The 24,310-nt window shown below is 71.0% G+C and carries 21 protein-coding genes; 13 read left to right on the plus strand and 8 right to left on the minus strand.

Features of this window, described 5'->3' with window-relative positions:
* Nucleotides 1-172: 172 nt before the first annotated feature.
* From LCN96_RS52830 to purL, 3 genes are all read left to right on the plus strand, one after another.
* Nucleotides 173-559 carry an ATP-binding protein gene (locus LCN96_RS52830; protein ID WP_225269933.1) on the plus strand — a complete coding sequence of 129 codons (387 nt, stop codon included), beginning with the start codon at nucleotides 173-175 and terminating at the stop codon, nucleotides 557-559.
* A 128-nt stretch (nucleotides 560-687) separates the two neighbouring features.
* Nucleotides 688-1,368: a phosphoribosylformylglycinamidine synthase subunit PurQ gene (gene purQ / locus LCN96_RS52835; protein ID WP_225269934.1), complete on the plus strand. Its 681-nt coding sequence runs from the start codon at nucleotides 688-690 to the stop codon at nucleotides 1,366-1,368.
* Complete coding sequence (purL, locus tag LCN96_RS52840; RefSeq protein WP_225269935.1) at nucleotides 1,365-3,614, plus strand: phosphoribosylformylglycinamidine synthase subunit PurL; 2,250 nt, start codon at nucleotides 1,365-1,367, stop codon at nucleotides 3,612-3,614. The genes purQ and purL overlap by 4 nt, the downstream gene beginning before the upstream one ends.
* 54 nt (nucleotides 3,615-3,668) lie before the next feature.
* On the opposite strand, the gene LCN96_RS57285 is transcribed toward purL, so the two are convergent.
* The gene (locus tag LCN96_RS57285) at nucleotides 3,669-4,526 is read right to left on the minus strand and encodes a collagen-like domain-containing protein (RefSeq protein WP_311132148.1); all 858 of its coding nucleotides are present in this window, start codon (nucleotides 4,524-4,526) and stop codon (nucleotides 3,669-3,671) included.
* Nucleotides 4,527-4,723: 197 nt separating this feature from the next.
* On the opposite strand from LCN96_RS57285, the gene LCN96_RS52850 reads away from it, so the two are divergent.
* From LCN96_RS52850 to LCN96_RS52860, 3 genes are read left to right on the plus strand one after another with little or no spacing between them, the layout of a single operon-like run.
* Entirely contained in the window at nucleotides 4,724-6,745 is a 2,022-nt protein-coding gene (locus LCN96_RS52850; RefSeq protein ID WP_225269936.1) for an adenylate/guanylate cyclase domain-containing protein, read from the plus strand.
* 33 nt (nucleotides 6,746-6,778) lie between these two features.
* Nucleotides 6,779-7,441, plus strand: coding sequence for a Crp/Fnr family transcriptional regulator (locus tag LCN96_RS52855; protein WP_225269937.1), 663 nt, complete (start codon nucleotides 6,779-6,781; stop codon nucleotides 7,439-7,441).
* A gap of 46 nt (nucleotides 7,442-7,487) precedes the next feature.
* Nucleotides 7,488-8,957 carry an MFS transporter gene (locus LCN96_RS52860; protein ID WP_225269938.1) on the plus strand — a complete coding sequence of 490 codons (1,470 nt, stop codon included), beginning with the start codon at nucleotides 7,488-7,490 and terminating at the stop codon, nucleotides 8,955-8,957.
* Here the strand turns inward: LCN96_RS52860 and LCN96_RS52865 are convergent.
* Together LCN96_RS52865 and LCN96_RS52870 are read right to left on the minus strand one after the other, a co-directional pair.
* A complete protein-coding gene (locus tag LCN96_RS52865) occupies nucleotides 8,918-9,664 on the minus strand; it encodes a methylenetetrahydrofolate reductase (RefSeq protein WP_225269939.1) in 747 nt (248 codons plus the stop codon). The two genes, LCN96_RS52860 and LCN96_RS52865, sit on opposite strands and share 40 nt — an antisense overlap.
* A gap of 10 nt (nucleotides 9,665-9,674) precedes the next feature.
* Nucleotides 9,675-10,319, minus strand: a complete 645-nt coding sequence (locus tag LCN96_RS52870; RefSeq protein ID WP_225276257.1) for a TetR/AcrR family transcriptional regulator — start codon at nucleotides 10,317-10,319, stop codon at nucleotides 9,675-9,677.
* A gap of 72 nt (nucleotides 10,320-10,391) precedes the next feature.
* Here LCN96_RS52870 and LCN96_RS52875 point away from each other — a divergent pair, with 72 nt between their 5' ends.
* Nucleotides 10,392-11,807 carry an MFS transporter gene (locus LCN96_RS52875; RefSeq protein ID WP_225269940.1) on the plus strand — a complete coding sequence of 472 codons (1,416 nt, stop codon included), beginning with the start codon at nucleotides 10,392-10,394 and terminating at the stop codon, nucleotides 11,805-11,807.
* Here the strand turns inward: LCN96_RS52875 and LCN96_RS52880 are convergent.
* Entirely contained in the window at nucleotides 11,765-13,648 is a 1,884-nt protein-coding gene (locus LCN96_RS52880; RefSeq protein WP_225269941.1) for an ABC transporter ATP-binding protein, read from the minus strand. The two genes, LCN96_RS52875 and LCN96_RS52880, sit on opposite strands and share 43 nt — an antisense overlap.
* A gap of 34 nt (nucleotides 13,649-13,682) precedes the next feature.
* The gene (locus LCN96_RS52885; protein ID WP_225269942.1) at nucleotides 13,683-15,758 is read right to left on the minus strand and encodes a PhoX family protein; all 2,076 of its coding nucleotides are present in this window, start codon (nucleotides 15,756-15,758) and stop codon (nucleotides 13,683-13,685) included.
* Between the two features lie 114 nt (nucleotides 15,759-15,872).
* On the opposite strand from LCN96_RS52885, the gene LCN96_RS52890 reads away from it, so the two are divergent.
* Nucleotides 15,873-16,310 carry a sterol carrier family protein gene (locus tag LCN96_RS52890; RefSeq protein WP_397351836.1) on the plus strand — a complete coding sequence of 146 codons (438 nt, stop codon included), beginning with the start codon at nucleotides 15,873-15,875 and terminating at the stop codon, nucleotides 16,308-16,310.
* Here LCN96_RS52890 and LCN96_RS52895 read toward each other — a convergent pair.
* Nucleotides 16,307-17,566, minus strand: coding sequence for a DUF4190 domain-containing protein (locus LCN96_RS52895; RefSeq protein ID WP_225269943.1), 1,260 nt, complete (start codon nucleotides 17,564-17,566; stop codon nucleotides 16,307-16,309). The genes LCN96_RS52890 and LCN96_RS52895 overlap by 4 nt on opposite strands.
* A 141-nt stretch (nucleotides 17,567-17,707) precedes the next feature.
* On the opposite strand from LCN96_RS52895, the gene LCN96_RS52900 reads away from it, so the two are divergent.
* The 4 genes from LCN96_RS52900 (at nucleotide 17,708) to purM (ending at nucleotide 21,522) form a co-directional block, all read left to right on the plus strand.
* Nucleotides 17,708-18,124: a MarR family winged helix-turn-helix transcriptional regulator gene (locus LCN96_RS52900; protein WP_225269944.1), complete on the plus strand. Its 417-nt coding sequence runs from the start codon at nucleotides 17,708-17,710 to the stop codon at nucleotides 18,122-18,124.
* A gap of 73 nt (nucleotides 18,125-18,197) precedes the next feature.
* On the plus strand, nucleotides 18,198-18,941 hold the full coding sequence (locus tag LCN96_RS52905) for an SDR family NAD(P)-dependent oxidoreductase (protein WP_225269945.1): 744 nt from the start codon (nucleotides 18,198-18,200) through the stop codon (nucleotides 18,939-18,941).
* Nucleotides 18,942-18,992: 51 nt separating this feature from the next.
* The gene (gene purF / locus LCN96_RS52910; protein WP_225269946.1) at nucleotides 18,993-20,429 is read left to right on the plus strand and encodes an amidophosphoribosyltransferase; all 1,437 of its coding nucleotides are present in this window, start codon (nucleotides 18,993-18,995) and stop codon (nucleotides 20,427-20,429) included.
* 67 nt (nucleotides 20,430-20,496) lie between these two features.
* Nucleotides 20,497-21,522, plus strand: coding sequence for a phosphoribosylformylglycinamidine cyclo-ligase (purM, locus tag LCN96_RS52915; protein WP_225269947.1), 1,026 nt, complete (start codon nucleotides 20,497-20,499; stop codon nucleotides 21,520-21,522).
* A gap of 341 nt (nucleotides 21,523-21,863) precedes the next feature.
* Here purM and LCN96_RS52920 read toward each other — a convergent pair whose 3' ends face one another.
* Together LCN96_RS52920 and LCN96_RS52925 are read right to left on the minus strand one after the other, a co-directional pair.
* The gene (locus LCN96_RS52920) at nucleotides 21,864-22,094 is read right to left on the minus strand and encodes a DUF3073 domain-containing protein (protein WP_225269948.1); all 231 of its coding nucleotides are present in this window, start codon (nucleotides 22,092-22,094) and stop codon (nucleotides 21,864-21,866) included.
* A 151-nt stretch (nucleotides 22,095-22,245) separates the two neighbouring features.
* Complete coding sequence (locus LCN96_RS52925; RefSeq protein ID WP_225269949.1) at nucleotides 22,246-23,325, minus strand: Glu/Leu/Phe/Val family dehydrogenase; 1,080 nt, start codon at nucleotides 23,323-23,325, stop codon at nucleotides 22,246-22,248.
* 107 nt (nucleotides 23,326-23,432) lie between these two features.
* Between LCN96_RS52925 and LCN96_RS52930 the strand changes: the two genes are divergently transcribed.
* Entirely contained in the window at nucleotides 23,433-24,296 is an 864-nt protein-coding gene (locus tag LCN96_RS52930) for a hypothetical protein (protein ID WP_225269950.1), read from the plus strand.
* The last annotated feature ends 14 nt before the right edge of the window (nucleotides 24,297-24,310 follow it).

Genomic DNA, 24,310 nt, shown 5'->3' on the forward strand with positions numbered 1-24,310 from the left:
GCGCCGTGACACAATGCCACGGGCGTGCCAACACTAAATAACAACAACGTGATTTTGCGGTTAGCCCCGTTTTCTCAGGGAAACCTACTCCAGGTGAGATTCCGGCGCCCGGAGGAGTCCGGTGGATATTGAGTTCTCGTTGGCACTGCCTCGGGATGCGATCGGCATACCGATGGTCAGGCGAGTGCTAGGCGACGCCATGCGTTCACTCAACGTGAGCGAGACGTGCATCGCCGACATGCTGCTCGCCGTCTCCGAGGCATGCTCCAACGCGGTCCGGCACGGAGGGCCGGCCAACCGCTACGAGGTGACGGCGGCCATCGGCGCCGGCCAGTGCGACGTGCGCGTGGCCGACAACGGTGCCGGTGTCCCCGCGATGCCCCAGCACTTCCCGCCTCCCGACACCGAGAACGGCCGCGGCCTGCTGATCATGCGCTCCGTCGTCGACGAGATCTCCTTCGGCGTCACGCCCGGCCGGGGCACCACGGTCCACCTGCGCAAGCACCTCGCCTGGGACGACGGCGCCAAGGCCCGTCCCCGCGAGCTGGCCGCTGTCTGAGCTGCGCGTACGCGTGCCGGGTGAGCCGATGCCGACCACCTGGGAGCACCCGATAACCTGATGACACCGCCGTCCGCCCCGAAGGGACGGTGGTGCGCGCGCGCATTCCTCCGGAGGGGACGACAGTCATGAGCGCTGCCCGTGTGGGCGTAGTCACGTTTCCAGGAACTCTCGACGACCAGGACGCCGCCAGAGCCGTGCGCCTCGTGGGCGCGCAGGCGGTCCCGTTGTGGCACGCCGACCACGACCTGAAGGGAGTCGACGCCGTCTTCCTGCCCGGCGGCTTCTCCTACGGCGACTACCTGCGTTGCGGAGCCATCTCGCGCTTCGCGCCGCTCATGGAGGAGCTCGTCCCCGCCGCCAGGGCCGGGCTGCCCGTGATCGGCACCTGCAACGGGTTCCAGATCCTGTGCGAGGCGCACCTGCTGCCCGGCGCGCTGACGCGTAACGCCTCGCTGCACTACGTCTGCCGCGACCAGCGGCTGAAGGTCGAGCAGACCGCGACGTCCTGGACGAACTCCTTCACCCAGGGCCAGGAGATCGTGCTGCCGATCAAGCACGGCGAGGGCCGCTACGTGGCCTCCGACGACACGCTGGCCGCGCTGGAGGCGGGCGGTCACGTGGTCTTCCGCTACGTCGGCAACCCCAACGGCTCGCTCAACGACATCGCCGGCATCCGCAACGAGGCGGGCAACGTGGTGGGCCTCATGCCGCACCCCGAGCACGCCGTCGAGGACCTGGTGGGCGCCCCGAGCACCGACGGGCTCGGCGTCTTCACCTCCATCCTGAAGAACCTGGTGAACGCATGACAGACAGTGTGAAGCGGGCGGCGGAGACTCCCGACGAGCCGATGCCCTTCGCCGAGCTGGGGATGAAGCAGGACGAGTACGACCGGGTCAAGGAGATCCTGGGCCGCCGTCCGACCGGCTCCGAGCTGGCCATCTACAGCGTCATGTGGTCCGAGCACTGCTCGTACAAGTCGTCCAAGGTGCACCTGCGGCAGTTCGCCACCAAGGCGCCCAAGTCAGAGGCGCTGCTCGTGGGCATGGGCGAGAACGCCGGCGTGGTCGACATCGGCGACGGCTGGGCGGCCACGTTCAAGATCGAGAGCCACAACCACCCGTCCTACGTCGAGCCGCACCAGGGCGCGGCCACCGGCGTCGGCGGGATCGTGCGCGACATCATGTCGATGGGCGCCCGCCCGATCGCCGTCATGGACGCGCTGCGCTTCGGCGCGGCCGACGCCGTGGACACCCGCCGGGTGCTGCCCGGCGTGGTCGAGGGCATCAGCAGCTACGGCAACTGCCTGGGCCTGCCCAACATCGGCGGCGAGGTCGTCTTCGACCCCTGCTACCTCGGCAACCCGCTGGTCAACGCCCTGTGCGTGGGCCTGCTGCGCAAGGACCAGATCAAGCTGGCCACCGCGCCCGGCCCCGGCAACAAGGTGGTGCTGTTCGGCGCCTCCACCGGCCCCGACGGCATCGGCGGCGCCTCCGTGCTGGCCAGCGCCACGTTCGAGGACGAGTCGCAGGCCAAGCGGCCCGCCGTGCAGGTGGGCGACCCGTTCATGGAGAAGCTGCTCATCGAGTGCTGCCTGGAGCTGTACGCGGCCGACGTGGTCGTCGGCATCCAGGACCTCGGCGCGGCCGGCGTCTCCTGCGCCACCACCGAGCTGGCCGCCAAGGGCACCGGCGGCATGACCGTCGACCTCAACCTGGTCCCGCTGCGCGACCCCTCGCTCAGGCCCGAGGAGATCCTCATGAGCGAGTCGCAGGAGCGCATGATGGCCGTCGTCCGGCCGGACGACATCCCCGCGTTCATGGCGATCTGCGAGAAGTGGGACGTGCCCGCCACCGTCATCGGCGAGGTCACCGACACCGGCCGCCTCGTCATGACCTGGGACGGCGAGATCATCGTGGACATCCCGCCGGGCACCGCCGCCGACGACGGCCCCGTCTACGAGCGGCCTTTCCACGAGCCGGCCGGGCAGGCCGCACTCAACGGCGACACGCCCGACCGGCTGGAGCGGCCCACCGACCTGCGCGCGACCCTGCTCAAGCTGCTCGGCTCGCCCAACCTGGCCTCCAAGTCGTGGGTGACCGACCAGTACGACCGCTACGTGCGCTCCAACACCGTGCTGGCCCAGCCGGCCGACGCGGGCATGCTGCGCATCTCGGAGGCGATCGAGGGCGCGGAGCCGACCACGCGGGGCATCGCGCTGTCCACCGACGGCAACGGCCGCTACGCCAAGCTCGACCCGTACGCGGGGGCGCAGCTCGCGCTGGCCGAGGCGTACCGGAACGTGGCCGTGACCGGCGCCAAGCCGCTGGCCGTCACCAACTGCCTCAACTTCGGCTCCCCCGAGGACCCCGAGGTCATGTGGCAGTTCGCCGAGGCCACCCGCGGGCTCGCCGACGCCTGCAGGGCGCTGGGCGTGCCGGTCACCGGGGGCAACGTCTCCTTCTACAACCAGACCGGCTCCACGGCCATCCACCCCACGCCCGTCGTGGGCGTGCTCGGCGTGATCGAGGACGTCGCCAAGCGGGTGCCGTCCGGGTTCACCGCCGAGGGGCTGCGGGTCGTGCTGCTCGGCGACACCGGCGAGGAGTTCGGCGGCTCCGAGTGGGCCCACGTCGAGCACCGCCACCTGGGCGGGCTGCCGCCGCAGGCCGACCTGGAGGCCGAGCAGGCGCTGGCCACCGTGCTGGTGGAGGCGGGCAGGCGCGGGCTGCTCGAAGGCTCGCACGACCTGTCGGACGGCGGGCTGGCCATCGCGCTGGCCGAGTCCTGCCTGGCGCGGGGCGTCGGGGCCGAGGTCGAGCTGACGGGTGACGCGTTCACCGACCTGTTCAGCGAGTCCGCGGCGCGGGCGCTGGTCGTGGTGCGGCCGGAGGCCTACGAGGAGTTCGCGTCGCTGTGCGGGCGGCATGACGTGCCCTGTTACAGGCTGGGGATGACCGGCGGGGAGTCGCTGGTCGTCAAGGGCGTGTTCGAGGTCTCCGTGACGGAGCTGCGGGAAACGCACACGGCCGCGCTTCCCGCGCTGTTCGGCTGAGGGTGTGGTTCAGGAGGGCCGGTACGGGTTGCGTGCCGGCCCTTCCGCCTGTCGTTACGCCTTCTTCAGGCAGACGACGTAGACGGTGCCGCTGACGCTGGTGCCGTTGTTGCCGCCACCGTGGGTGTAGGTCTCGGCCTGGGCAGAGGGCGAGGCCGACGGGGCGGCCTGCCGGTTGTAGTCGTTGCCGCCGCCGTTGTCGTCCTTGGCCACGGTGACGGTCCAGCTGTTGCCGGGGGAGGGCGCGCTGCCGGTGACGACCGCGTTCTTGAGCGTGCCGAACGAGAAGCCGCCGCCGGTCACCAGGCCGCCGCTGCCGCAGCTCGCCGTCTCGGAGCCGGTGCTCCTGATGCTTTCCTGCTTGACGTAGGTGGTGTAGTTGGCGCCGCTGCCGGGCTCGCCCTTGGGACCCTCGGGGCCGCGCGGGCCGGTGTCGCCCTTCGGCCCCTGCGGGCCGGTGGCGCCGGTCTTGCCGGGAAGGCCGTCCTTGCCGTCCTTGCCCGGCAGGCCGTTCTTGCCGTCGTCGCCCTTCGGGCCCTGCGGCCCCTGGGGGCCGGGCTCGCCCTGCTTGCCCTGCGGGCCGGTCTCGCCCTTGGGACCCTGCGGGCCCGCCACACCCTGCTTGCCCTGCGGCCCCGCCGGCCCACGCTCGCCCTGACGGCCCTGCTCGCCCGTCTGGACGGTGGTCGTGGAGGTGCCGGAGCCGCCGATCAGGATCCGCTCCTCCGTCTTCCTGCACTTCGTCGTCGGGTTGACGATGCGGGCGTACCGCGTCTTCTTGTGCACGCAGGCGTGCACCTCGGCGGCGGCGGACGAGGCGGTGGCGACGCCACCCACGGTGAGCAGGGAGGCGGCCAGCGCCCCGACGGCGGCGAGCGTGATCGTGCGTCCGCCTCGAACCTTGATAGCCACGGCTTTCCTTCCAGAGGAACGGTTGGTGCTCATGTTGTGCATGAGATTCACGCTTCGACCGTTCCAAAGGTGTACGCAAACTACATAACGTATCCATTACGAAACGGAGGGTTACTGACCGGTTTGACCGAAAGTCTCCGACTCAGGTGAGTAAAAGGACGCATTGGCGACGCGGACGGCGCGTGGATAATCGGTCTGTGCCAACGCCCGGTCCCACGCCTTACCTGCCCCCGGCCACCCAGCCCGTACGCGGCGTGGTGTGGGCCATCCACCTGATCCTGCCCCTGCTCGGCCTCTGGCTGCTGCTGGCCCAGCCGCACATCAACGTCTTCTGGCAGCACAACGCCAGCCACTTCTGGCTGATCGTCCTGGTGGCCGGCGTCAACGTCGCGCTCGGCCTGCTCATCAGCGAGGCCTCCCGGCGGCGGCAGGACGCGCGGCTGTTCCTGGTCTCCATGGTCTTCCTGAGCAGTGCCGGGTTCTTCTTCCTGCACGGCCTGGCCACGCCGAAGGTCATCCTGACCACCGGCTCCGTCGGGTTCGACCTCGGCCAGCAGGTGGGGCTCACGATCGCCTCGGCGTTCGCGTTCGCCTCCGCGCTGCCTCTGCAGGACAGGGCCGCCAAGGCGGTGCTGGGGTCGCAGCACTTCATCCGGGGGGCGCTGCTCGGGTTCATGGTGCTGTGGGGCCTGGTGTCGCTGGTGCCGGGGCTGACGCCGCTCAGCGAGCCGCCGATGGTCTCGCCGATCGACTGGCTGGTGTGGGGCTCCGTGCCGGGCGTGCTGCTGTACGGGGCGGCGAGCGTGATGATGTTCCTGCTGCACCGGCGGCGGCCGGCGGCCATGCTGATCAGCCTGATCACCGCGTACGCGCTGTTGGCCGAGTCGATGATCGCGGGCATGTCGCAGCTCAACTGGCACCTGTCCTGGTGGGAGTGGCACGTCCTGCTCACCCTGGCCTTCGTGTTCGTGGGTTACAGCGCGTACCTGCAGTTCAGGCGGGAGGGGTCGAGCGCGGGCCTGTTCGACTCGGTGGCGCTGTCGGCCACGGTGCGGCGCATCCAGCGCGACTATGACGAGGCGCTGGAGGAGCTGGTCGAGCACGTACGCCGGGGCGAGCCGCTGGCCGCGACCCGGCTGTCGGGCAAGTTCCGGCTCAACGAGGGGCAGGCGGCGGTGCTCGACCGGGCGGGCGAAGCGCTGGCCAACGAGCGGGAGCTGTCGGAGCGGCTGGCCGCGCTGGTGGCGGTGAGCGCGCAGACCAAGGTCGGGCTGCCGGAGAACGAGCTGCTGACGGTGTCGCTGGAGCGGGTGCGGCAGGCGTACGGGGACGTCAAGATCGCTCTGGTCTCGGAGGGCAGGACGCAGATCGGCTCGCGCGACTACGCCTTCACCGACGGCAACCCGATCAGGCGCGACCAGCTCCTGGCCTTCCCCCTGACAGTGAAGGGCAACCTGGCGGGCGTGCTGGAGGTGCCGGTCGGGCGCACCACCCAGGACGAGGCGCTGGCCGCCACGCTGGCCGGGCAGTTGTCGATCTCGCTGGAGAACGCCCGCCTCTACCAGGAGCTGCACACGCTCTTCCACCAGTACATGTCGCCGGACGTGGCCAACGCGCTGCTCGCCGACCCCGCGCAGGCGGCGCTGGGCGGCCAGCTCAAGGAGCTGACCGCGCTCTTCGCCGACCTCAAGGGCTTCACCACGTTCTCGGAGAAGGTCACGCCCGGCGAGATCGTCGAGATGCTGAACCGCTACCACACGGCCGCCGTCCCCTGCATCCTGAACAACGGCGGCACCATTGTGCAGTTCGTCGGCGACGCGCTGCTCGCCCTGTTCAACGCCCCCGCCACGCAGGACGGGCACGCGCGGCAGGCCTGCAAGGCGGCGCTGCAGATGCAGCGGGCCGCCGCCGAGATCGCCGAGGAGATGGCCTGGAAGGTCGACACGGTGGAGTGGCCGACGTTCCGGGTGGGCGTCAACACCGGGCCCGCGCTGGTCGGCAACATCGGCAGCCCCGAGCTGCGCGGCTTCAACGCCATGGGCGACGCCGTGAACGTGGCCGCCAGGCTCCAGACCCTGGCCGAGCCGGGCACGGTGGTGATCGGGGAGACGACGTACCGGCAACTGGGCGACGGCGCGCGGGTGAACTCCCTCGGGCCGCTCAACCTCAAGGGCAAGGAGGAGCTCGTCACGGCCTACGTTCTGACCGAAATGGAATAGTAGGGCGGTCCAGGTACCGACATAATCGGGCGCATGGATTCAGAGCCCGGAGAGTTCCTGACCATGCTCACCGCCGAGGAGGTCGAGGCGCTGCGCTCGGCCGGTCGGCTGCGGCGCTGGGACCGGGGCACGACCATCATGACCGAGGGCGACACCTCCGACTGGGTGCTCGTGCTGATGGAGGGCAGGGTCAAGTGCTCCTCCCACACGAGCAGCGGCACCGAGGTGGTGCTGGCCGTACGCGGGCCGGGCGCGCTGCTCGGCGAGCTGTCGGCCATCGACGGCTCACCCCGCTCGACCACCGTGACGGCGCTGGAGCCGATCGCCGGCCTCGTGGTGCGTGACTTCTCCGGCTTCCTGGAGACCCACGGGCGCATCGCCGTGCTGCTCATGCAGCTCATCAGCAACAAGCTGCGCGACTCCGACCGCAAGCGCATCGAGTACGGCGCCTTCGACACCACGGGGCGGGTGGCGACCCGGCTGCTGGAGCTGGCCGACCGGTACGGGGAGAAGACCAACAGCGGCGTGCGGGTGGCCCTGCCCCTGTCGCAGGACGAGCTGGCCGGCTGGACCGGCGCCTCCCGCGAGGCCGTCAGCAAGGCGCTGCGCACCCTGCGGGACCGAGGCCTGATCGAGACCGGCAGGCGGCGCGTGGTGATCCACGATCTCGAAGGGTTGCGCAAGCGAGCAAGGTGACCCCTGGGGAGAAACCGGACGTACGCCGTACGTCATAGTGGAGGGCATGGTCGCACTCACCCCCCAGGACGACACCCGGATGCGTTACGCCTGGCAGGTGTGCGCGGTCACCAGCCTGGGCCTCGTCCTCATCGGCATCGCCGGCAGCACGCTGAACGTGGCGCTGCCGACCGTGGTGCGGCACTTCCACGCGGACGCCCTGGAGTCGAACTGGATCCTCCTGTCGTTCCTGCTGGTCAACACGGCGAGCCTGGTGTTCTTCGGCCGCGTGGCCGACCTGCTCGGCAGGCGTGAGGTGTACCTGGCGGGGTTCGCGCTGTTCACCGTGGCCTCGCTGCTGGCCGGGCTGTCGCCGTCGGTGTGGTTCCTGATCGCGATGCGCGTGTTACAGGCGATCGGCGCCGCGATGATCCTGGCGAACGGCACCGTCATCATCACCGACGCCTTCCCGCCCGACCGGCTCAGCCAGGGCATGGGCGTCTACATCGGCACGCTGTCGGTGGCCCAGCTCGCCGGGCCGACGCTCGGCGGCCTGATCGCCGAGGCGGCCGGCTGGCAGTGGATCTTCTGGGTGAACGTGCCCGCCGGGCTGCTGGCGCTGGGCGTGGGCGCGGCCATCTTACGGAAGATGCCCAGGCAGCCGAAGGAGCCGGTGGACGGGCTGGGCAACGTGCTGGTGTTCGCGGCGCTGTCGGCGCTGCTGCTGGCCCTGTCCACGGCCGGGTCGAGCGGGCTGTCCAGCCCCGTCGTGCTGGTGGGGGCGGGCCTGTTCGTGCTGCTGGTGCCGCTGACCGTATGGGCCGAGCGGCGGGCCCCCAACCCGGTGCTGGACCTGCGGCTGTTCGGCGGGCGGCTGCTGACCTGCGCGAACCTGGCCTCCTTCTGCAACGCGCTGGCCCGTTCCGCGCTGATCCTGGTGGTGGCGCTGTACTTCCAGGCCGCCAGGGGCGTGGACGCGTTCGAGGCGGGGCTCAGCGTGCTGCCCGTGCCGGTCGGGATCGGGCTGGCCTCGCCGATCGTGGGCCTGCTGGGGCAGCGGGTCTCGCCGTACGCGCTGTCGATCGGCGGCGCGGTGCTGAGCGCGGCCGGGCTCGGCACGCTGATGCTGACGGCCGACCCCGCCACGCCGTACTGGGTGATCGGGATCGGCTTGTTCGTGGCGGGCTGCGGCAGCGGAACGTTCCTGACGGGCAACACCACGCAGGTCATGCGGGCACTGCCGGCCGGCAGCCTGGGCGTGGTCAACGGCTTCCGCGTCATGGTGATGAACGTCGGCATCGTGATCAGCGTCGGCCTGTCGCTCAGCGTGCTGACCGCCTCGGTGGGGCCGGCCGTGCGCGCCCAGGTGTACGCGGGCACCCTGTCCACGCTGTCACCGGTGGCGGTGGGCCAGCTCATGGACGGGTTCCAGCGGGCGTACGCGGTGCTGTTCTGCGTCGCGCTGCTCGGCGCGCTGCTGGCCGCCTTCGCCCGGCCTCAGAGCGCGGCGGCCAGGCGGGACTCCACGTCGCGGTAGCGGGCGACGGGCACGAGGTGCACGCCGGCGAAGGCGCCGGAGTCGCGCAGCGCGAGGACCTGCTCGCAGGCCGCCTCCACCCCCGCCATGCGGTCCGCCGCCACCGCCTCGATCAGCTTCTCGGGCAGCGCGATGTCCGGGATCGCGGCGGCCAGGGTGCGCGCGTGCCGCTCGCTGGCCAGCACCATGACGCCGGCGTAGACGGGCACGTCCACCGGGTGCTCCTCGCGCCAGCGCAGCTGCTCCTCGACGGAGAAGCTGACCTGCGAGAACAGGAAGTCGGCCGTACGCTTCCAGGCGGGCAGCGGGCGCAGCCCGGCGGCGGCCCCCACGCGGAAGCCGGGCGAGAAGGCGCGCGCCTCGTCGATCATCGAGCGCACGTTCAGGTCGCTCGTCCGGTTGCCGCTGGTGGGCTTGTCACCGTAGACGAACAGGAACTGGTCCACCCCGTACGCCGCCGCCGTCAGCAGGTCGCGGCGCAGGCCCAGCAGGTTGCGGTCGCGCGAGTTGAGACAGGCGATGCCGCGCCCGCCCATGGCCTCGACCTCGTGCGCCACGGCCACGCTGGAGACCGTCGCGCGGCCGATGTGGTTGTCGGGGATGAGGAACGCCGAAGCGATCTTGCTCATGGTGCCGATCTGGTGCCGTACGTGCTTCAGATCGGGCTTGGTCGGGGGTTCGATCTCGCAGATCAGCTCGAAGGGCATGGACCGGACTCTAACGTCTGGCCGCGAGCGCCTCGATGCCGCCCAGCACGAGGTCGACGCCGAACGTGTCGTACAGCACCGGGTCCGTGCCGTTCACCAGCGGCCCGGCCATCTCCACCAGGTACGGGTAGCGGTCCGCGGGCAGCGTCTGCAACCCGACCTGCTTGGCCCTGACCCGCTCCGCCCTATCGGGCTCGGCCTGCCCGTGGACGGGCGCGTCGGCGATGGCGATGGCGCTCTGCAGCAGGTACTTGGTGATCAGGCAGCTCTCGTCCACGCCGAACCCGGCGGCGCGGGCCAGCCCGAGCGCCTGGTCCCAGACGGCCAGGAAGCTCGGCACCGCGACCGGGTCGATCTGCTCCAGCACGTTCTTGGCGCAGGGGTGCGTGCGCAGCGTCCTGATCAGGCCCTCGGCCAGGTCGCGGAGCTGGGCCTGCCAGGGCCGGTCGTCGGCGGGCCCTGGCGCGAAGCCGCCGATCAGGTGGTCGGCCATGCCGATGAGCAGTTGCTCCTTGTTCTTGTAGTGCCAGTAGAGGGCCATCGGAGTGACGCCCAGGTCCGTGGCCAGGCGGCGGATGGTCACGGCGTCGAGGCCCTCGGTGTCGCCGATCTCCAGGGCCCGCTCGGCGATCGCCTGCGCGGTCAGTTTTCCCATCACGGTTGACAACTATACGACGTACAAGTTCCACTATACGACGTACAAGTACGCTGTATAGGAGGAACCGTCATGCGTTGGTGGGCACTGGTCGCGGTGACCCTGGGCACCTTCATGACCTATTTGGATAACAACGTGGGGAACGTCGCGTTGCCGACGATCCAGCGGGAGCTGGGGCTGACGATCTCCGGCCTGGAGTGGATCGTGAGCTCCTACATCCTGGTCTTCGCCGGGCTCATGCTGGCCGGCGGGCGGCTCGCGGACGTGCTGGGCGCCCGCAGGGTGTTCCTCGGCGGGCTGGCCGTCTTCACGCTGGCCTCGCTGGCCGCCGGGCTGGCCACCTCGGGCGGGATGCTGATCGCCGCGCGGGCCGTGCAGGGCGTCGGCGCCGCGCTACTGACGCCGACCACGCTGGCGCTGATCACCCAGCTCTTCCCCGATCCCGCCGAGCGCGGCCGGGCGGTGGGCATCTGGAGCGCGTCGGGGGCGCTGTCCATGGCGCTCGGGCCCACCCTGGGCGGCCTCATCAGCGAGAACCTGCACTGGGGCTGGATCTACCTGATCAACGTGCCGATCGGCGTGGTCACCGGCGGGCTCGCGCTGTGGGCCGTGCGGCCCGCCTTCACGCGGGTGCGCCGCGGCCTCGACCTGCCGGGCCTGGCCCTGTCGGCGCTGGCCCTGTTCGCGCTGACGTTCGCGCTCATCGAGGGCGAGAGCCTCGGCTGGGCCTCGGCGCCGATCCTGGCGGCGTTCGGCGCGTTCGCCGCGGCGGCCGCGCTGTTCGTGCTGGTCGAGACGCGGGCCGCCGAGCCGATGATCGCGGTCTCGCTGTTCAGGTCGCGCGTCTTCACCGGCGGCGTGCTGACCAGCGGCATCTGGTCGTTCGGGGTGTTCGGCATCTACTTCTTCAGCGCCCTGTGGCTGCAGAACGTGCTCGGCTTCTCGCCCACCCAGGCAGGCGCCTCGTTCGTGCCGATGGCGCTGGTCATGGGCGTCATGGCGATCCTGTCGCAGCAGGTCAGCGCGCGGCTGGGCATCGGCCGCACGGTCGCGCTGGGGATGGCGCTGATGGGAATCGCGATCTACCTCATCTCGCGCGTCGGCGCCGACGGCGACTTCACCGACGTCGCCCCCTGGTTCATCCTGTACGGCCTCGGCGGCGGCCTGCTCGTCCCCCTGACCTCGGCCATCCTGAACGGCATGCCCAAGGAGCGCTCAGGCGTCGCCTCGGGCGTGCTCAACGTCTCCCGCGAGGTCTTCGGCCTGCTCGGCATCACCGTGCTGGGGGCGCTGCTGACAGCCAGGCAGAACGCGAGCGGCCTGCCGCCGCTGCCCGCCTTCCTCGACGGCTACCGGTTCACGCTGGTCGTCGCCGCGGTCGTGGTGCTGGCGGCCATCCCGGTGGCGCTCTACTCGCTGCGCCCCCGGCCGGAGACCATGGAGCCTCAGGCCGCCACCACCCCGGAGACCGTCGGGTCCTCGAACTGAGTGCGGTACAGCTCCTCGTAGCGGCCCCCGGCTGCGAGCAGCTCGGCGTGCGTGCCGCGCTCGACCACCCGGCCGTCCTCGATCACCAGGATCAGGTCGGCGGCCCGGACGGTGGACAGCCGGTGCGCGATCACCACGGCGGTCCTGCCTTCGAGCGCCTCGCCCAGCGCCGCCTGCACGGCCGCCTCGGAGGTGGAGTCGAGCGCCGCGGTGGCCTCGTCCAGGATCACCACGCGCGGCCTGGCCAGCAGCAGGCGGGCGATCGTCAGCCGCTGGCGCTCGCCGCCCGACAGCCGGTAGCCGCGCTCGCCCACCATCGTGTCGAGCCCGTCGGGCAGCGACCTGATGAGCGTGGCCAGCCGGGCGCGGGTGAGGGCGTCCCAGATCTCCTCCTCGCTCGCCTCCGGCCTGGCCAGCAGGAGGTTGGCGCGGATCGTCTCGTGGAAGAGGTGGCCGTCCTGGGTGACCATGCCGAGGGTGTCGCGGATGGAGTCGGCGCTCAGGTCACGGACGTCCACGCCGCCCAGCCGGACGGCGCCCGAGTCCACGTCGTACAGGCGGGGCAGGAGCTGCGCGATCGTGGACTTGCCCGCGCCGGACGAGCCGACCAGCGCCACCATCTGCCCGGGCTCGGCCCGGAACGAGACGCCGTGCAGCACCTCGACGCCGCCGCGCGTGTCGAGCGTGGCCACCTCCTCCAGCGAGGCCAGCGAGACCTTGTCGGCCGAGGGGTAGGCGAAGCGCACGTCGTCGAACTCGACCGTGACGGGCCCGTCCGGCACCTCGCGGGCGTCCGGCTTGTCCTGGATGAGCGGCTTGAGGTCGAGCACCTCGAAGACCCGCTCGAAGCTGACGACCGCGCTCATCACGTCCACGCGGGCGCTGGCCAGGGCCGTCAGGGGCGCGTACAGGCGGGTGAGCAGCATGGCCATCGACACCAGCGCGCCGGGCGCGAGCTGGCCCGCCAGCGCGTAGAAGCCGCCGAGCCCGTACACCAGGGCCAGCGCCAGCGCCGAGACCAGCGTCAGCGCGGTGACGAAGGCCGACTGGGTCATGGCCGAGCGCACCCCGATGTCGCGCACGCGGCGGGCCCTGCTGGCGAACTCGGCCGACTCGTGCGCGGGCCGGCCGAACAGCTTGACCAGCGTCGCGCCCGGCGCGGAGAAGCGCTCGGTCATCTGGGTGCCCATGGCCGCGTTGTGGTCGGCCGCCTCGCGCCGCAGCCGCGCGATCCTGGTGCCCATCCGCCGGGCGGGCAGCACGAACACGGGCAGGAGCAGCAGCGCCAGCAGCGTGATCTGCCAGGAGATGCCGATCATCGCGACGAGCGTCAGCATCAGCGTCACGAGGTTGCCGACCACGCCGGACAGCGTGTCGGTGAAGGCCCGCTGGGCGCCGATCACGTCGTTGTTCAGCCGGCTGACCAGGGCGCCGGTGCGGGTGCGCATGAAGAACGCGACCGGCATCCGCTGGACGTGGTCGAAGACGGCCGTACGCAGGTCGAGGATCAGGTCCTCGCCCAGCCCCGCCGACAGCCACCGGTTCAGCAGGCCGAGCCCCGCCTCCGCGATCGCCAGACCGGCGATCGCCAGCGCCACCGTCACGACCACGCCGATCGGCTCGCCGGTGAAGATGGCGTCCACCACCCGGCCCGCGAGCAGCGGCGCCCCGACCGCCAGGCCCGCCGTCACCACGCTGAGCAGCAGGAAGAAGGAGATCTTGCGGCGGTGCGGGCGTGCGAAGGCGCCGATACGCCGGAGCGTCGCCCTGGACACAGAGCGACGCTCGGGCTTGTTGTTCATCGAGTACAGCTGGTGCCAGGCGGTCACTTCCATGCTCATGGCATGGACGCTACGGCCTCAAGTTAAGTTGAGGTCAAGCGCCGATCTTCTTGTTCCTGGCGTGCCAGACCACGGCCACCGACGGGCGCGGCTGGCTGCTGCCGCCGTCGGGCCAGTGGCTGCTCGGGGTCTCGGGGCTGGCGTCGTCCGTCTCACCGGGGTGCTGCACCGCCACGAAGACGCTGCGCTGGTCGTCGGAGACGAGCGGGCCGCAGGTCTCGGCGCCGATCGGCACGGTGAGGAACTGACGCACGTAGCCGCGCTCCTTGCCCCTGACCGGCATCACGAACAGGCCGTCGTTCTTCTCCAGGGCGTTGCCGTCCGTGGAGATCCACAGGTTGCCGTCCTTGTCGAACGTCACGTTGTCCGGGCAGGAGATCGGCGAGACCTTGGTCTTGTCGAAGCCGGCGAAGTAGGTGGCGGGGTCGTTCGGGTCGCCGCAGACCAGCGGGAGCGACCAGGCGAACGTCTGCTCGCCCGCGTCGTTGCGCCGCTCCACGATCTCCAGCACGTGGCCGTGCTTGTTGGAGGGACGCGGGTTGGCCTCGTCCACCTGGGCGGCGGTGCGGTTGGTGTTGTTGGTCAGGGCCACGTAGACGCCGCCGGTGACCGGGTTGCGCTCCACGTCCTCCGGGCGGTCCATCTTCGTCGCGCCGCCCTCCACCTTGTCGGCAGCCGAACGGGTGTAGACCAGGACCTCCTGGGCGGTCATCCCGTCCACGAACGACCTGTTGCCCGAGACCAGCGGCTTCCACTCGCCGTAGCCGTCGAACTGGCCGTCGGAGGGCAGCTTGCCGGAGCCGTCCAGCTCGGCGGCCGGGCTGTCGCCGGTGAACTTGGCCACGTACAGGGTGCCCTCGTCCAGCAGCGCCCGGTTGTGGCGGTCGAAGCCGGGGATGTAGCGGTCCTTGGAGACGAACTTGTAGATGTACTCGAAGCGCGAGTCGTCGCCCATGTAGACGACCAGGCGGCCGTCGCGGGCCAGCGTCGTCGTGGCGGCCTCGTGGGCGAAGCGGCCGAGCGCGGTGCGCTTGATGGGCGTCGAGTCGGGGTCGAACGGGTCGATCTCCACGATCCACCCGAACCTGTTGACCTCGTTCGGGTGCTTGGCCAGGTCGAAGCGCTCCTCCACGCGGTCGAACCGGCGGCTGGAGGAGGGGGTGCCGGTGGTGATCGAGTAACGCGTGATGTAGAGCTTCTGCGCCTCTGGCACCTTGTCGCCGTTGACGAAGTACTGGTTGAAGTTCTCCTCGGCGGTCAGCACCGTGCCCCACGGGGTGGTGCCGCCCGCGCAGTTGTTCAGCATGCCGATGGGCGTGGTGCCCTTCGGGTCGGCGGCCGTCTTGAGCAGGTCGCTGCCGGCGGCGGGGCCGCTGAAGCGCATCGGGGTCTGGGCGGTGATGCGCCGGTTGTAGCGGCGGCGGCCCTTGGTGACCAGCTTCCACTGACCGGTGTTGCCGGCGCGCTCGATCTCCACGACCGAGCCGCCGTGCGCGGCCAGCCCGATCCTGATCTGCTCCTCGGTCGCGGCCGTGCCCCCGGTGTAACCGCGGAACATCAGGCTCTCGTCGGAGTACTCGTGGTTGACCCACATCAGGGCGCGGTCGCGGCCCATCGGGAACACGGTCACGAAGTCACAGTTGTAGCCGAACTGCTTGCTCTGGGCGTCGGCGGTCTGGTTCTCGAAGTCGAACGCCGGCGCGTCGGGCAGCACCGGGTCGCCCCAGCGCACGACCACGGAGGACTGGTAGCCGTCCGGGATGGTCAGCGCGTCATCCGTGTTCGGCTGCACGGGGGTGAAGCGGATGTCACTGCCGCCACCGCCGTTCCAGCCCCTGGCGGCCGCCTCGGGCTCGTCGGCCAGGGCCGGCACGGCGCCCGCCACGCCCGCGCCCACCACGACGGCGCCGAGCGCGCCGGCGCGCAGCACGCCGCGCCGCGACAGCGCCTCCTTCACCACGTCGCCGAAGTAGGCGTTGTCAGTGGTGTTGGCCACGTCATGCGCGCACGCGTTTCCGCAGCGGAACTGACAGGTCAACGCGGAACGGCCACCTTTGTGCGGGGTGGAGAGCAGCGGCAGCAGCCGCGGCCCCGCGTTGGGGTTCGCCACAGGTCCTCCAGATATGTGCGCGGTTGTACCGCCGGGAGGCTACGTTCGCTGTCGAAACCGGAGGTGAACGAAGACCTCCGTCTCGATGAACGCTTCCCGGGAGAGAATGGCGGGGTGCCACCACGCAAGATGGACCAGGAGAAGCTGAGGGCGGCCCTCGACGGCCAGCTCGTCGCGCTCGACGAGCCCGCCTACGACGGGCCCGCGTCCGGGCTGGCCGGCGCGCTCGTGGCCGCCGTGCTGGCGGCCTACGACCGGGGGCTGCGGCCCGAGCGCGACGCGGCCAGGATGGCGGTGCGCCACCTGCTCGACAGGCTGGCGAGCACGGCGCCCGGGCGGACGGTCGAGGTGCGGGTGCCGCCGTACGCCGCCGTGCAGGCCATCGAGGGGCCCCGGCACACGCGCGGCACGCCGCCCAACGTGGTCGAGATGGATGGGCGGACCTGGATCGAGCTCGCGCTCGGGCGGCTGACCTGGGACGAGGCCATGGCCAACGGCGCGGTGTCGGCCAGCGGCGCCCGAGCCGACCTATCCGGATATTTGCCGCTTTAGCGGGTGCCGCTCATCCACGGGAACTTGCTCTCGAAGCATCGGTCCGCGAGCTGGCCCGGCAGGTGGGCGCACTCCTGCACCACGTTCCAGAACCAGATGGCCACGATCGCGAACAGGATCAGCGACAGGACGCTGATCGCGATGCCGGCCAGGGCGCGGCCCTTGCCCGCGTGCTTGGCCAGCGCCACCCAGCCGAAGACGATCGACAGGATCGCGGTGATCAGGCCGGTGAAGCAGACGAACACCAGGAAGGGGCTGGCTACGCCGAGCACGAGGGAGGCCGTGGCCAGGCCGCTGCCCGGCTTCTCCTGCTCGTACTGGCCGTATTGCCCGTACTGGCCTGGCTGACCGTACTGGCCTGGCTGTCCCGACTGTCCCGGCTGGCCTGGCTGGCCGTACTGGCCGTACGGGGTCTGCTGGCCGTACGGGGTCTGCCCCTGGCCGTACTGGCCCGCCGGGGAGCCGTAGGGGGCTCCTGGGGGCGGGGGCGGCGGGTAGCCGGGCGGGCCGCCGTACGGGCTGGAGGGTGTCGTGCCCGGGACCGTCGGGTCCTGCTCCGGCTGGTCGCCCTGCTCGTAGCGGGAGGGCTCCGGCCTGGCGGGCGGCTCCTCCTGCGGCGGCGGGCCGCCCCAGCCCGGGTAGGACGGGGTGGCGCCGGGGATCGGGTACACCTGGGTCGCCTCGGGGTCGCCCTCGGCGGGGCCCGGGGTCTCCGGTGAGGTGGGCAGGTCGGGATGGGGCGGGCCGCCGGCCGGCCTGGGCTCGTGCGTCGGCGGCGCGTCGGGGCGGGGCACCACGGGCGGCGCGGGCGCGATCGGCTCCTCCGCACCCGGCCCCCGTCCGGGAACGCCCTCCCGCTCCGGGCCTCGTCCGGGAACGCCCTCCGGCTCCGGGCCTCGATCGGGCGTGATGCCCGGAGTCGGGCTGCCGCCGGGGGCCGCGCCTCCGGTGGGGCCGGTGCCGGGAGGGCCGCCTGCGGACCACTCCTCGGGCTCCTGGTCGCCGCCGGTCGGGCCGCTCTCGTAGGAGCGTGGCGTCAGGTCGCCCTCGTGCGGGCCCGGCCACCGCTCACCGGCGCCCGGCTCGCTCTCGCCGGGGCGCCGTTCGGGCGGCCGCTCGTCCTCCGGAAGCGTGCCCTCGCTCCACCAGTCGGGCTCGTGCTGGGGCGGCTCGCTCTCCGGCCGGCCCTCCTGCGGCCGGTCGCCGTGCGGGCGCTGCCCCTCGCGGGGCTCGTTCGGGTCCTCAGGTGTGGTCACGTCTGCGTCTCCCGAGGGTCTGCATGCCGGATACTTCACCCTTTCGCGGAAGCCGTCGGCTAAACCACGCGACACGGTAAGAGGCCGCTCATCCTTGGGTCACCATGCGCCAAAGCACCAGGCGGGAGGCAAGATGAGTGCATGCTGGACGAGACCCTGACGTACGCGCTCATCAAGCTCATGAAGGCCCACCGCAACCAGCTCGCCGCCGCGCTGGTCCCGCTGGGCCTGCACGTGGGCCAGGAGCTGCTGCTCAACCAGCTGTGGCGCGAGGACGGCCTGACGCAGGGCGAGCTGATCGCCAGGCTGGGCGTCGAGCCGCCGACCGTCACCAAGACCCTCCAGCGCCTGGAGCGCGCGGGTTTCGTCCACCGGGCCCCCGACCCCGACCGCCCCCGGATCGGCCGCGTGTACCTCACCGACGAGGGCAAGGCCCTGCGCGAGCCGGTGGAGGGCATCTGGACCCAGCTCGACGAGGACCTCCAGCGCGGCTTCACGGCCGAGGAGCGCGCGCTGCTGTCCCGGTTCCTGCGCGCCGCGCCCGACTTTCACTGCTAGCGAAACGCCCTTGCAGTCCGAAGGAGCCTCCAGTTAGCTGGCTAATTAGTCGGCTAACGAAGGAGCATACCCCGTGCACGTACTCATCACCGGCGGCTCGTCCGGCATCGGCGCCGCCACCGCGCTCGCGTACGCCAGAGCGGGCGCGGACGTCACGATCACCTACAATCGCGGCGCGGACCGCGCCGCCGAGGTCGTCAAGCGCGTCGAGGAGACCGGCGTCCGGGGCGCGGCCGTCCACCTCGACCTGGAGGACCACGCCACCATCGCGCCCGCCGTGGCGCAGGCGGGCCCGGTGGACGCGCTCGTGGCCAACGCCGTCCGCTGGGGCGGGATCCAGCCGGGCAGCGTGGCGTTCGAGGACGTCCCTGCCGCCGAGTGGTCGGCCATGATGCACGCCAACGTGGTCGGCAACGCCCTGCTCGTCCAGGCGGTGCTGCCGCAGATGCGGCGCAGGCGGTGGGGGCGGATCGTGCTCGTCTCGTCCGGCATCGCCGAGGAGGGCGTGCCGGGGCCCGGCCCGTACGGCACCGCGAAGATGGCCCTGCACGGCCTGGCCAGGGGCCTGGCCTGGGAGGCGGGCAGGGACGGCATCCTGGTGAACGTGGCCGTCGCGGGTCTCACGGTCACCGGCGTCCGCCCGTTCCCGCAGGAGGTCCTCGACCGGCTCGCGGCCCGCACGCCCAGCCGCAGGCTCTCCACCGCCGAGGACATGGCCGCGCTGATCGTCTTCCTCGGCTCGGCGGCCAACCACAACCTCACAGGAGAGATCATCCGGGACGGCTCGAATGCGGGCAGGTCAGCCCACGCGCTCTGATCTCACACCCGGGTGTGCGAGCACGGAAGCGGCCGACCTAAACTGAGGCATGTGCTGAAGGGCGACGGCCGGCTCGGCCATGACCTGGACCCCCACGACCGCGCACCCAAAGACGCCTGCGGTGTCTTCGGCGTCTGGGCTCCGGGCGAGGAAGTTTCCAAACTCACCTACTACGGGCTGTACGCGTTGCAGCACCGCGGCCAGGAGTCCGCGGGCATCGCGGTCAGCGAAGGCAGCCGCATTCTCGTCTACAAGGACATGGGGCTGGTCGCCCAGGTCTTCGACGAGTCGGTGCTCAGCACCCTGCGCGGCCACCTGGCCATCGGGCACTGCCGCTACTCCACGACCGGATCCAGTGTGTGGGAGAACGCGCAGCCCACGCTGAGCTCGACCGAGGTGGGCGGCCTGGCGCTGGCCCACAACGGCAACCTGATCAACACCCCGGAGCTGGCCGAGCGCCTGGCGCCCGGCTCCATCCGCGCCACCACCGACACCGAGGTCCTGACCACACTGCTCGCGCAGGATCGCAGCCGCTCGGTCGAGGACGCGGCCGCCGAGCTGCTCCCGCAGGTCAAGGGCGCCTACACGCTGGTGTTCATGGACGAGAAGACGCTCTACGCGGCCCGTGACCCGCAGGGCATCCGCCCGCTGGTCCTGGGCCGCCTGGAGCGCGGCTGGGTGGTCGCCTCGGAGACGGCCGCCCTCGACATCGTGGGCGCCACGTTCGTGCGCGAGGTCGAGCCGGGCGAGCTGCTCACGATCGACGAGCAGGGCGTCAGGTCCCGCCGCTTCGCGCTGGCGGAGCCGAAGGGCTGCCTGTTCGAGTACGTCTACCTCGCCCGCCCCGACACCACCATCGCCGGGCGCGGCGTCCAGGTCACCCGGGTCGAGGTCGGCCGCGTGCTGGCCCGCGAGCACCCGGTGGAGGCCGACCTGGTCATCCCCACGCCTGAGTCGGGCACGCCCGCCGCCGTGGGCTACGCCCAGGAGAGCGGCATCCCCTACGGCCAGGGCCTGGTGAAGAACTCCTACGTGGGCCGCACGTTCATCCAGCCCTCGCAGACCATCCGCCAGCTCGGCATCCGGCTCAAGCTCAACCCGCTGCGCGAGGTCGTGGAGGGCAAGCGCCTGGTCGTCGTGGACGACTCGATCGTGCGCGGCAACACCCAGCGCGCCATCGTCAAGATGTTGCGCGAGGCGGGGGCGCGCGAGGTGCACGTCCGCATCTCCTCGCCGCCCGTGAAGTGGCCGTGCTTCTACGGCATCGACTTCGCCACCAGGGCGGAGCTGATCGCGGGGTCGCTGTCGGTCGAGGAGATCCGCGCCTCGCTGGGGGCCGACACGCTGGGGTACATCTCGCTGGAGGGCCTGACCGAGGCCACCACGATCCCGGCCGACCGGCTCTGCCGGGCCTGCTTCACGGGCGAGTACCCGATCCCGATCGACCAGGACAACGTGGGCAAGTTCGTGTTGGAGAGCAAAGCGTGAGAGAGCGCGGCGAACGAACCATCAGACGCAGCAGTGCAGTGCTCGCACTGCCGACGAAGGAGGCCCCGTGAGCACCTATGAGGCCGCCGGGGTCGACATCGAGGCGGGCGAGCGTGCCGTCGAGCTGATGAAGGACAAGGTGGCGCGCTCGCGGCGGCCCGAGGTGGTCGACGACGCCAGCGGCTTCGCCGGCCTCTTCGACGCCTCCGCCCTGCTGAAGTACCGGCGCCCGCTGCTGGCGACCTCCACCGACGGCGTGGGCACCAAGGTCATGATCGCCCAGCAGTACGGCAAGCACGACACGATCGGCATCGACCTGGTCGGCATGGTCCTCGACGACCTCGTGGTCTGCGGGGCCGAGCCGCTGTTCATGACCGACTACATCGCCTGCGGCAAGGTGGTGCCCGAGCGCATCGCCGAGATCGTCGGCGGCGTGGCCGAGGGCTGCCGCCTGGCCGGGGCCGCGCTGGTGGGCGGCGAGACGGCCGAGCACCCGGGCGCGATGGGCGCCGACGAGTACGACCTGGCCGGGGCGGGCACCGGCGTGGTGGAGGCCTCCGCCATGCTCGGGCCGGAGCGGGTGGCCGCCGGTGACGTGGTGCTGGCCATGGCCTCCTCGGGGGTGCACTCCAACGGCTACTCGCTGGTCCGCCACGTGCTGCGGGAGGCCGGCCTGTCACTCGACACCGTGCTGCCCGAGCTGGGGCGGCCGCTGGGCGAGGAGCTGCTGGAGCCGACGCGCATCTACTCGCTGCACTGCCTGGAGCTGGCCAGGGCGGTCGAGGTGCACGCCTACGCGCACATCACGGGGGGCGGGATCGAGAGCAACCTCTCGCGTTCGCTGCCCGCGCAGCTCGACGCGCTGCTGGACCGCTCGTCGTGGACGCCGCCGGCGGTCTTCGGCGTGCTGTCGTCGTACGGGCGGATCGCGCAGCGCGACATGGACCGCACGTTCAACCTCGGCGTCGGCATGGCGGCCGTGCTGCCCGCCGGCGCGGCCGACGAGGCCATCCGGCTGCTGGCCGGGCGCGGTCTGGACGCCTGGGTGATGGGCGAGATCGTGCCGGGCAGCGGGCAGGCCCGCTACCGCTGACGCACCTCGGGGTCAGGCGCCCACGCGGCGCCTGGCCCTCCACCTGCGGAGGCGGCGCGCGTCATGCGGCGCAGCGACGCACATCACGTGACTCGACGCAGGGGCGACCCGCGTCGAGCCCGAGGCGCGACGCGCACCCAGCCCGCACAGAGCGTGGAGCCGGACGCGCGGGGCCCGGCGCACGCAGAAGTGGACGCATCACGAAACGATCGTGATGCGCCCTGCTTCTTTCCGACACACGTGACGAAAGCCCCACGGTTGCCCGTGGGGCCCGACGAGCGTGAGCGAGGATCCCGGCATCTGCGCCACCGGGCCCTCGGCCACATCACTCAGGAGAACGGCTATCGACGGCCGGACGTACGGTCATCGTCGTCGTCTCCGGCGCCATAGTCATCGGCGTAATCGGCATAGCGATCCGCCAGCTCATCGTTGAGGTCGTCGGCGTCGTCATTGCGGCTGGAGTCTCCGACCCCGAGTTCGTCGCGAAGACGGTCAAGATCCGTGCCACCGCTGTTGTACTTCAGCTGGCGAGCAACCTTGACCTGCTTGGCCTTTGCTCGGCCGCGCCCCATTGGCTCGACCCCCTCGTGTGGGGTCGTCCCCGACCCCTCGTCGCTAACGCACCACACACTGACGCCGCCTGACTACGGGCGTCAGCCTATCGTTCGCCTATTACCGTACCTGTTTTGTGCCCAGCTCGGTACGTCGTATGGGCGCGGGGCGTCAGTGGCCTAGCCAAATGGCCCTAATACGCCCGACTTCCGACATTCTGCGCTCGGCCAGCCTATCTGCTGCGACCGCGGGTGGAACGCCCTCATCGGCCGCGATTTGGAAGATCTTCAGAGTCGTGTCGTAGATCCGGGTCGCCTTCGACCTGGCCCGCTCCATGTCGAACCCGCCGATCTCGTCGGCGACCTGGATCACGCCGCCGGAGTTGACGACGTAGTCGGGTGCGTACAGGATGCCACGTTCGGCGAGTTGCTTCTCCACGCCGGGATGGGCGAGCTGGTTGTTGGCCGCGCCGCAGACGATCTTCGCGCGCAGCGTGGTCACCGAGTCGTCGTCGAGCGCCCCGCCCAGCGCGCACGGGGCGAACACGTCGATGTCGGCGGCCATCAGGGCGCGCGCGTCGGCCACCACGTCGACCTCCGGGTGCCGCGCCCGGACCCGCTCGACCGCCTTGGGGTCCACGTCGCAGACCACCACCTCGGCGCCGTCCTCGCGCAGCAGCCCGACCAGGCGGTGCCCCACCTTGCCGACCCCCTCCACGCCGACCCGCCTGCCGTGCAGTGACGGCGTGCCGTAGACCCGCTCGGCCGAGGCCCGCATGCCCTGGAACACGCCGAACGCCGTCAGGATCGAGGAGTCGCCCGCCCCGCCGTGGGCGAGCGTGCGGCCGGTGACGTGGCGCGACTCACGGGCCACGATGTCCATGTCCTCGCTGTAGGTGCCCACGTCGCAGGCGGTGATGTAACGGCCGCCGAGCGACTCGACGAACCTGCCGTACGCGCGAAGCAGCGCCTCGCTCTTGTCACGGGCCGGGTCGCCGATGATCACGGCCTTGCCCCCGCCCAGGTCGAGGCCGGCCAGCGCGTTCTTGTACGCCATGCCCTTGGCCAGGTTGAGCACGTCGGCCAGGGCCGCGGACTCGCTCTCGTAGGGATAGAACCTCGTGCCACCCAGGGCCGGGCCCAGCGCCGTGTTGTGGATGGCGATGATGGCACGCAGGCCGCTCTGCTCGTCGGCGCAGAAGACGACCTGCTCGTGAACGTCTTTGTGAGACGCTCCGAAGACGTCGGTCACGGTAGTGACTCCCTGTCCGGTCCGCCGCACCGTCGCGGCGGAGATCACCTCACAGAGTAGTAAGCCTCGACGGTGCACGCAGGTTCGCTTCGTGACACGATGCCTCCGTGCTGCCCTATGCCGCCTACCTCCGTGTCTATGAGCCACTGACCGCGTTCGCCGAGCCCGAGCGCAAGGTGTGGGCCGACTATGCCGACTCACGTGACCGCCCGCGGCGCGCGAACGCGCTCAATGCGGAGCACGGCGAGTCCGTCATGCGCCTGCTCGGCGTGCCCCCTCAACCCGTTCCCGCCCAGGAGAGCCCCAACGCCTATCTCCGGCGCGTTGAGGACCGGCTCTATGTCTGCCCTTGGCAAACCCGTTTGCGCTCGTGGCTGGCGTTCTCACGGCTTCGTGGCACCACTCCGGTGAAACTGATGGACCATCTCGTGCCCAAGGCGATCGCCGAGCAGACGGCCGACGACTTCGACCGCTACAAGCGGCAGGCCGGCTCCGACGCGTTGCGCACGCACATCCGCACCACGGCGTGGCACGTGCCGCCTTCGTGGTTCGTGCCGTTTGATGGAAACGAGCGCTGGCTGGTGCTCGGCTCCGCCAACCCGGGACAGGACGTGACCACCACTACGGGGCGTAACCTGATCTACGTCACCTCCATGGCCCAGGCCAGGAGGCGCACGGCGCGGGCGCTCAGCGTGCTGCGCAGGCACCTCGGCGACGTCGCGGCCAACTTCGACGTGGAGGACGTCGCCAGGTGGCTGGAGGAGTTCCACCCCCACTCGCTGGTGGAGCTCGACTACGGCGGTCTCGTCCACCTCATGGACGACGACGCGCTGCAGGCGGACCAGTCCGTCGCGGAGCTCTCAGCGGCTCTGACGGGCCTGGACACGGGTCAAGAAGAACTTGCCTACGCCATGTACCAGAGGGTCATCCTGCGGTGGAAGTCAATGCAACTGCTGGAATCTGCCAACTGAGCCCCAATACGGCC

Source organism: Nonomuraea gerenzanensis (assembly GCF_020215645.1).
GTDB lineage: Bacteria > Actinomycetota > Actinomycetes > Streptosporangiales > Streptosporangiaceae > Nonomuraea > Nonomuraea gerenzanensis.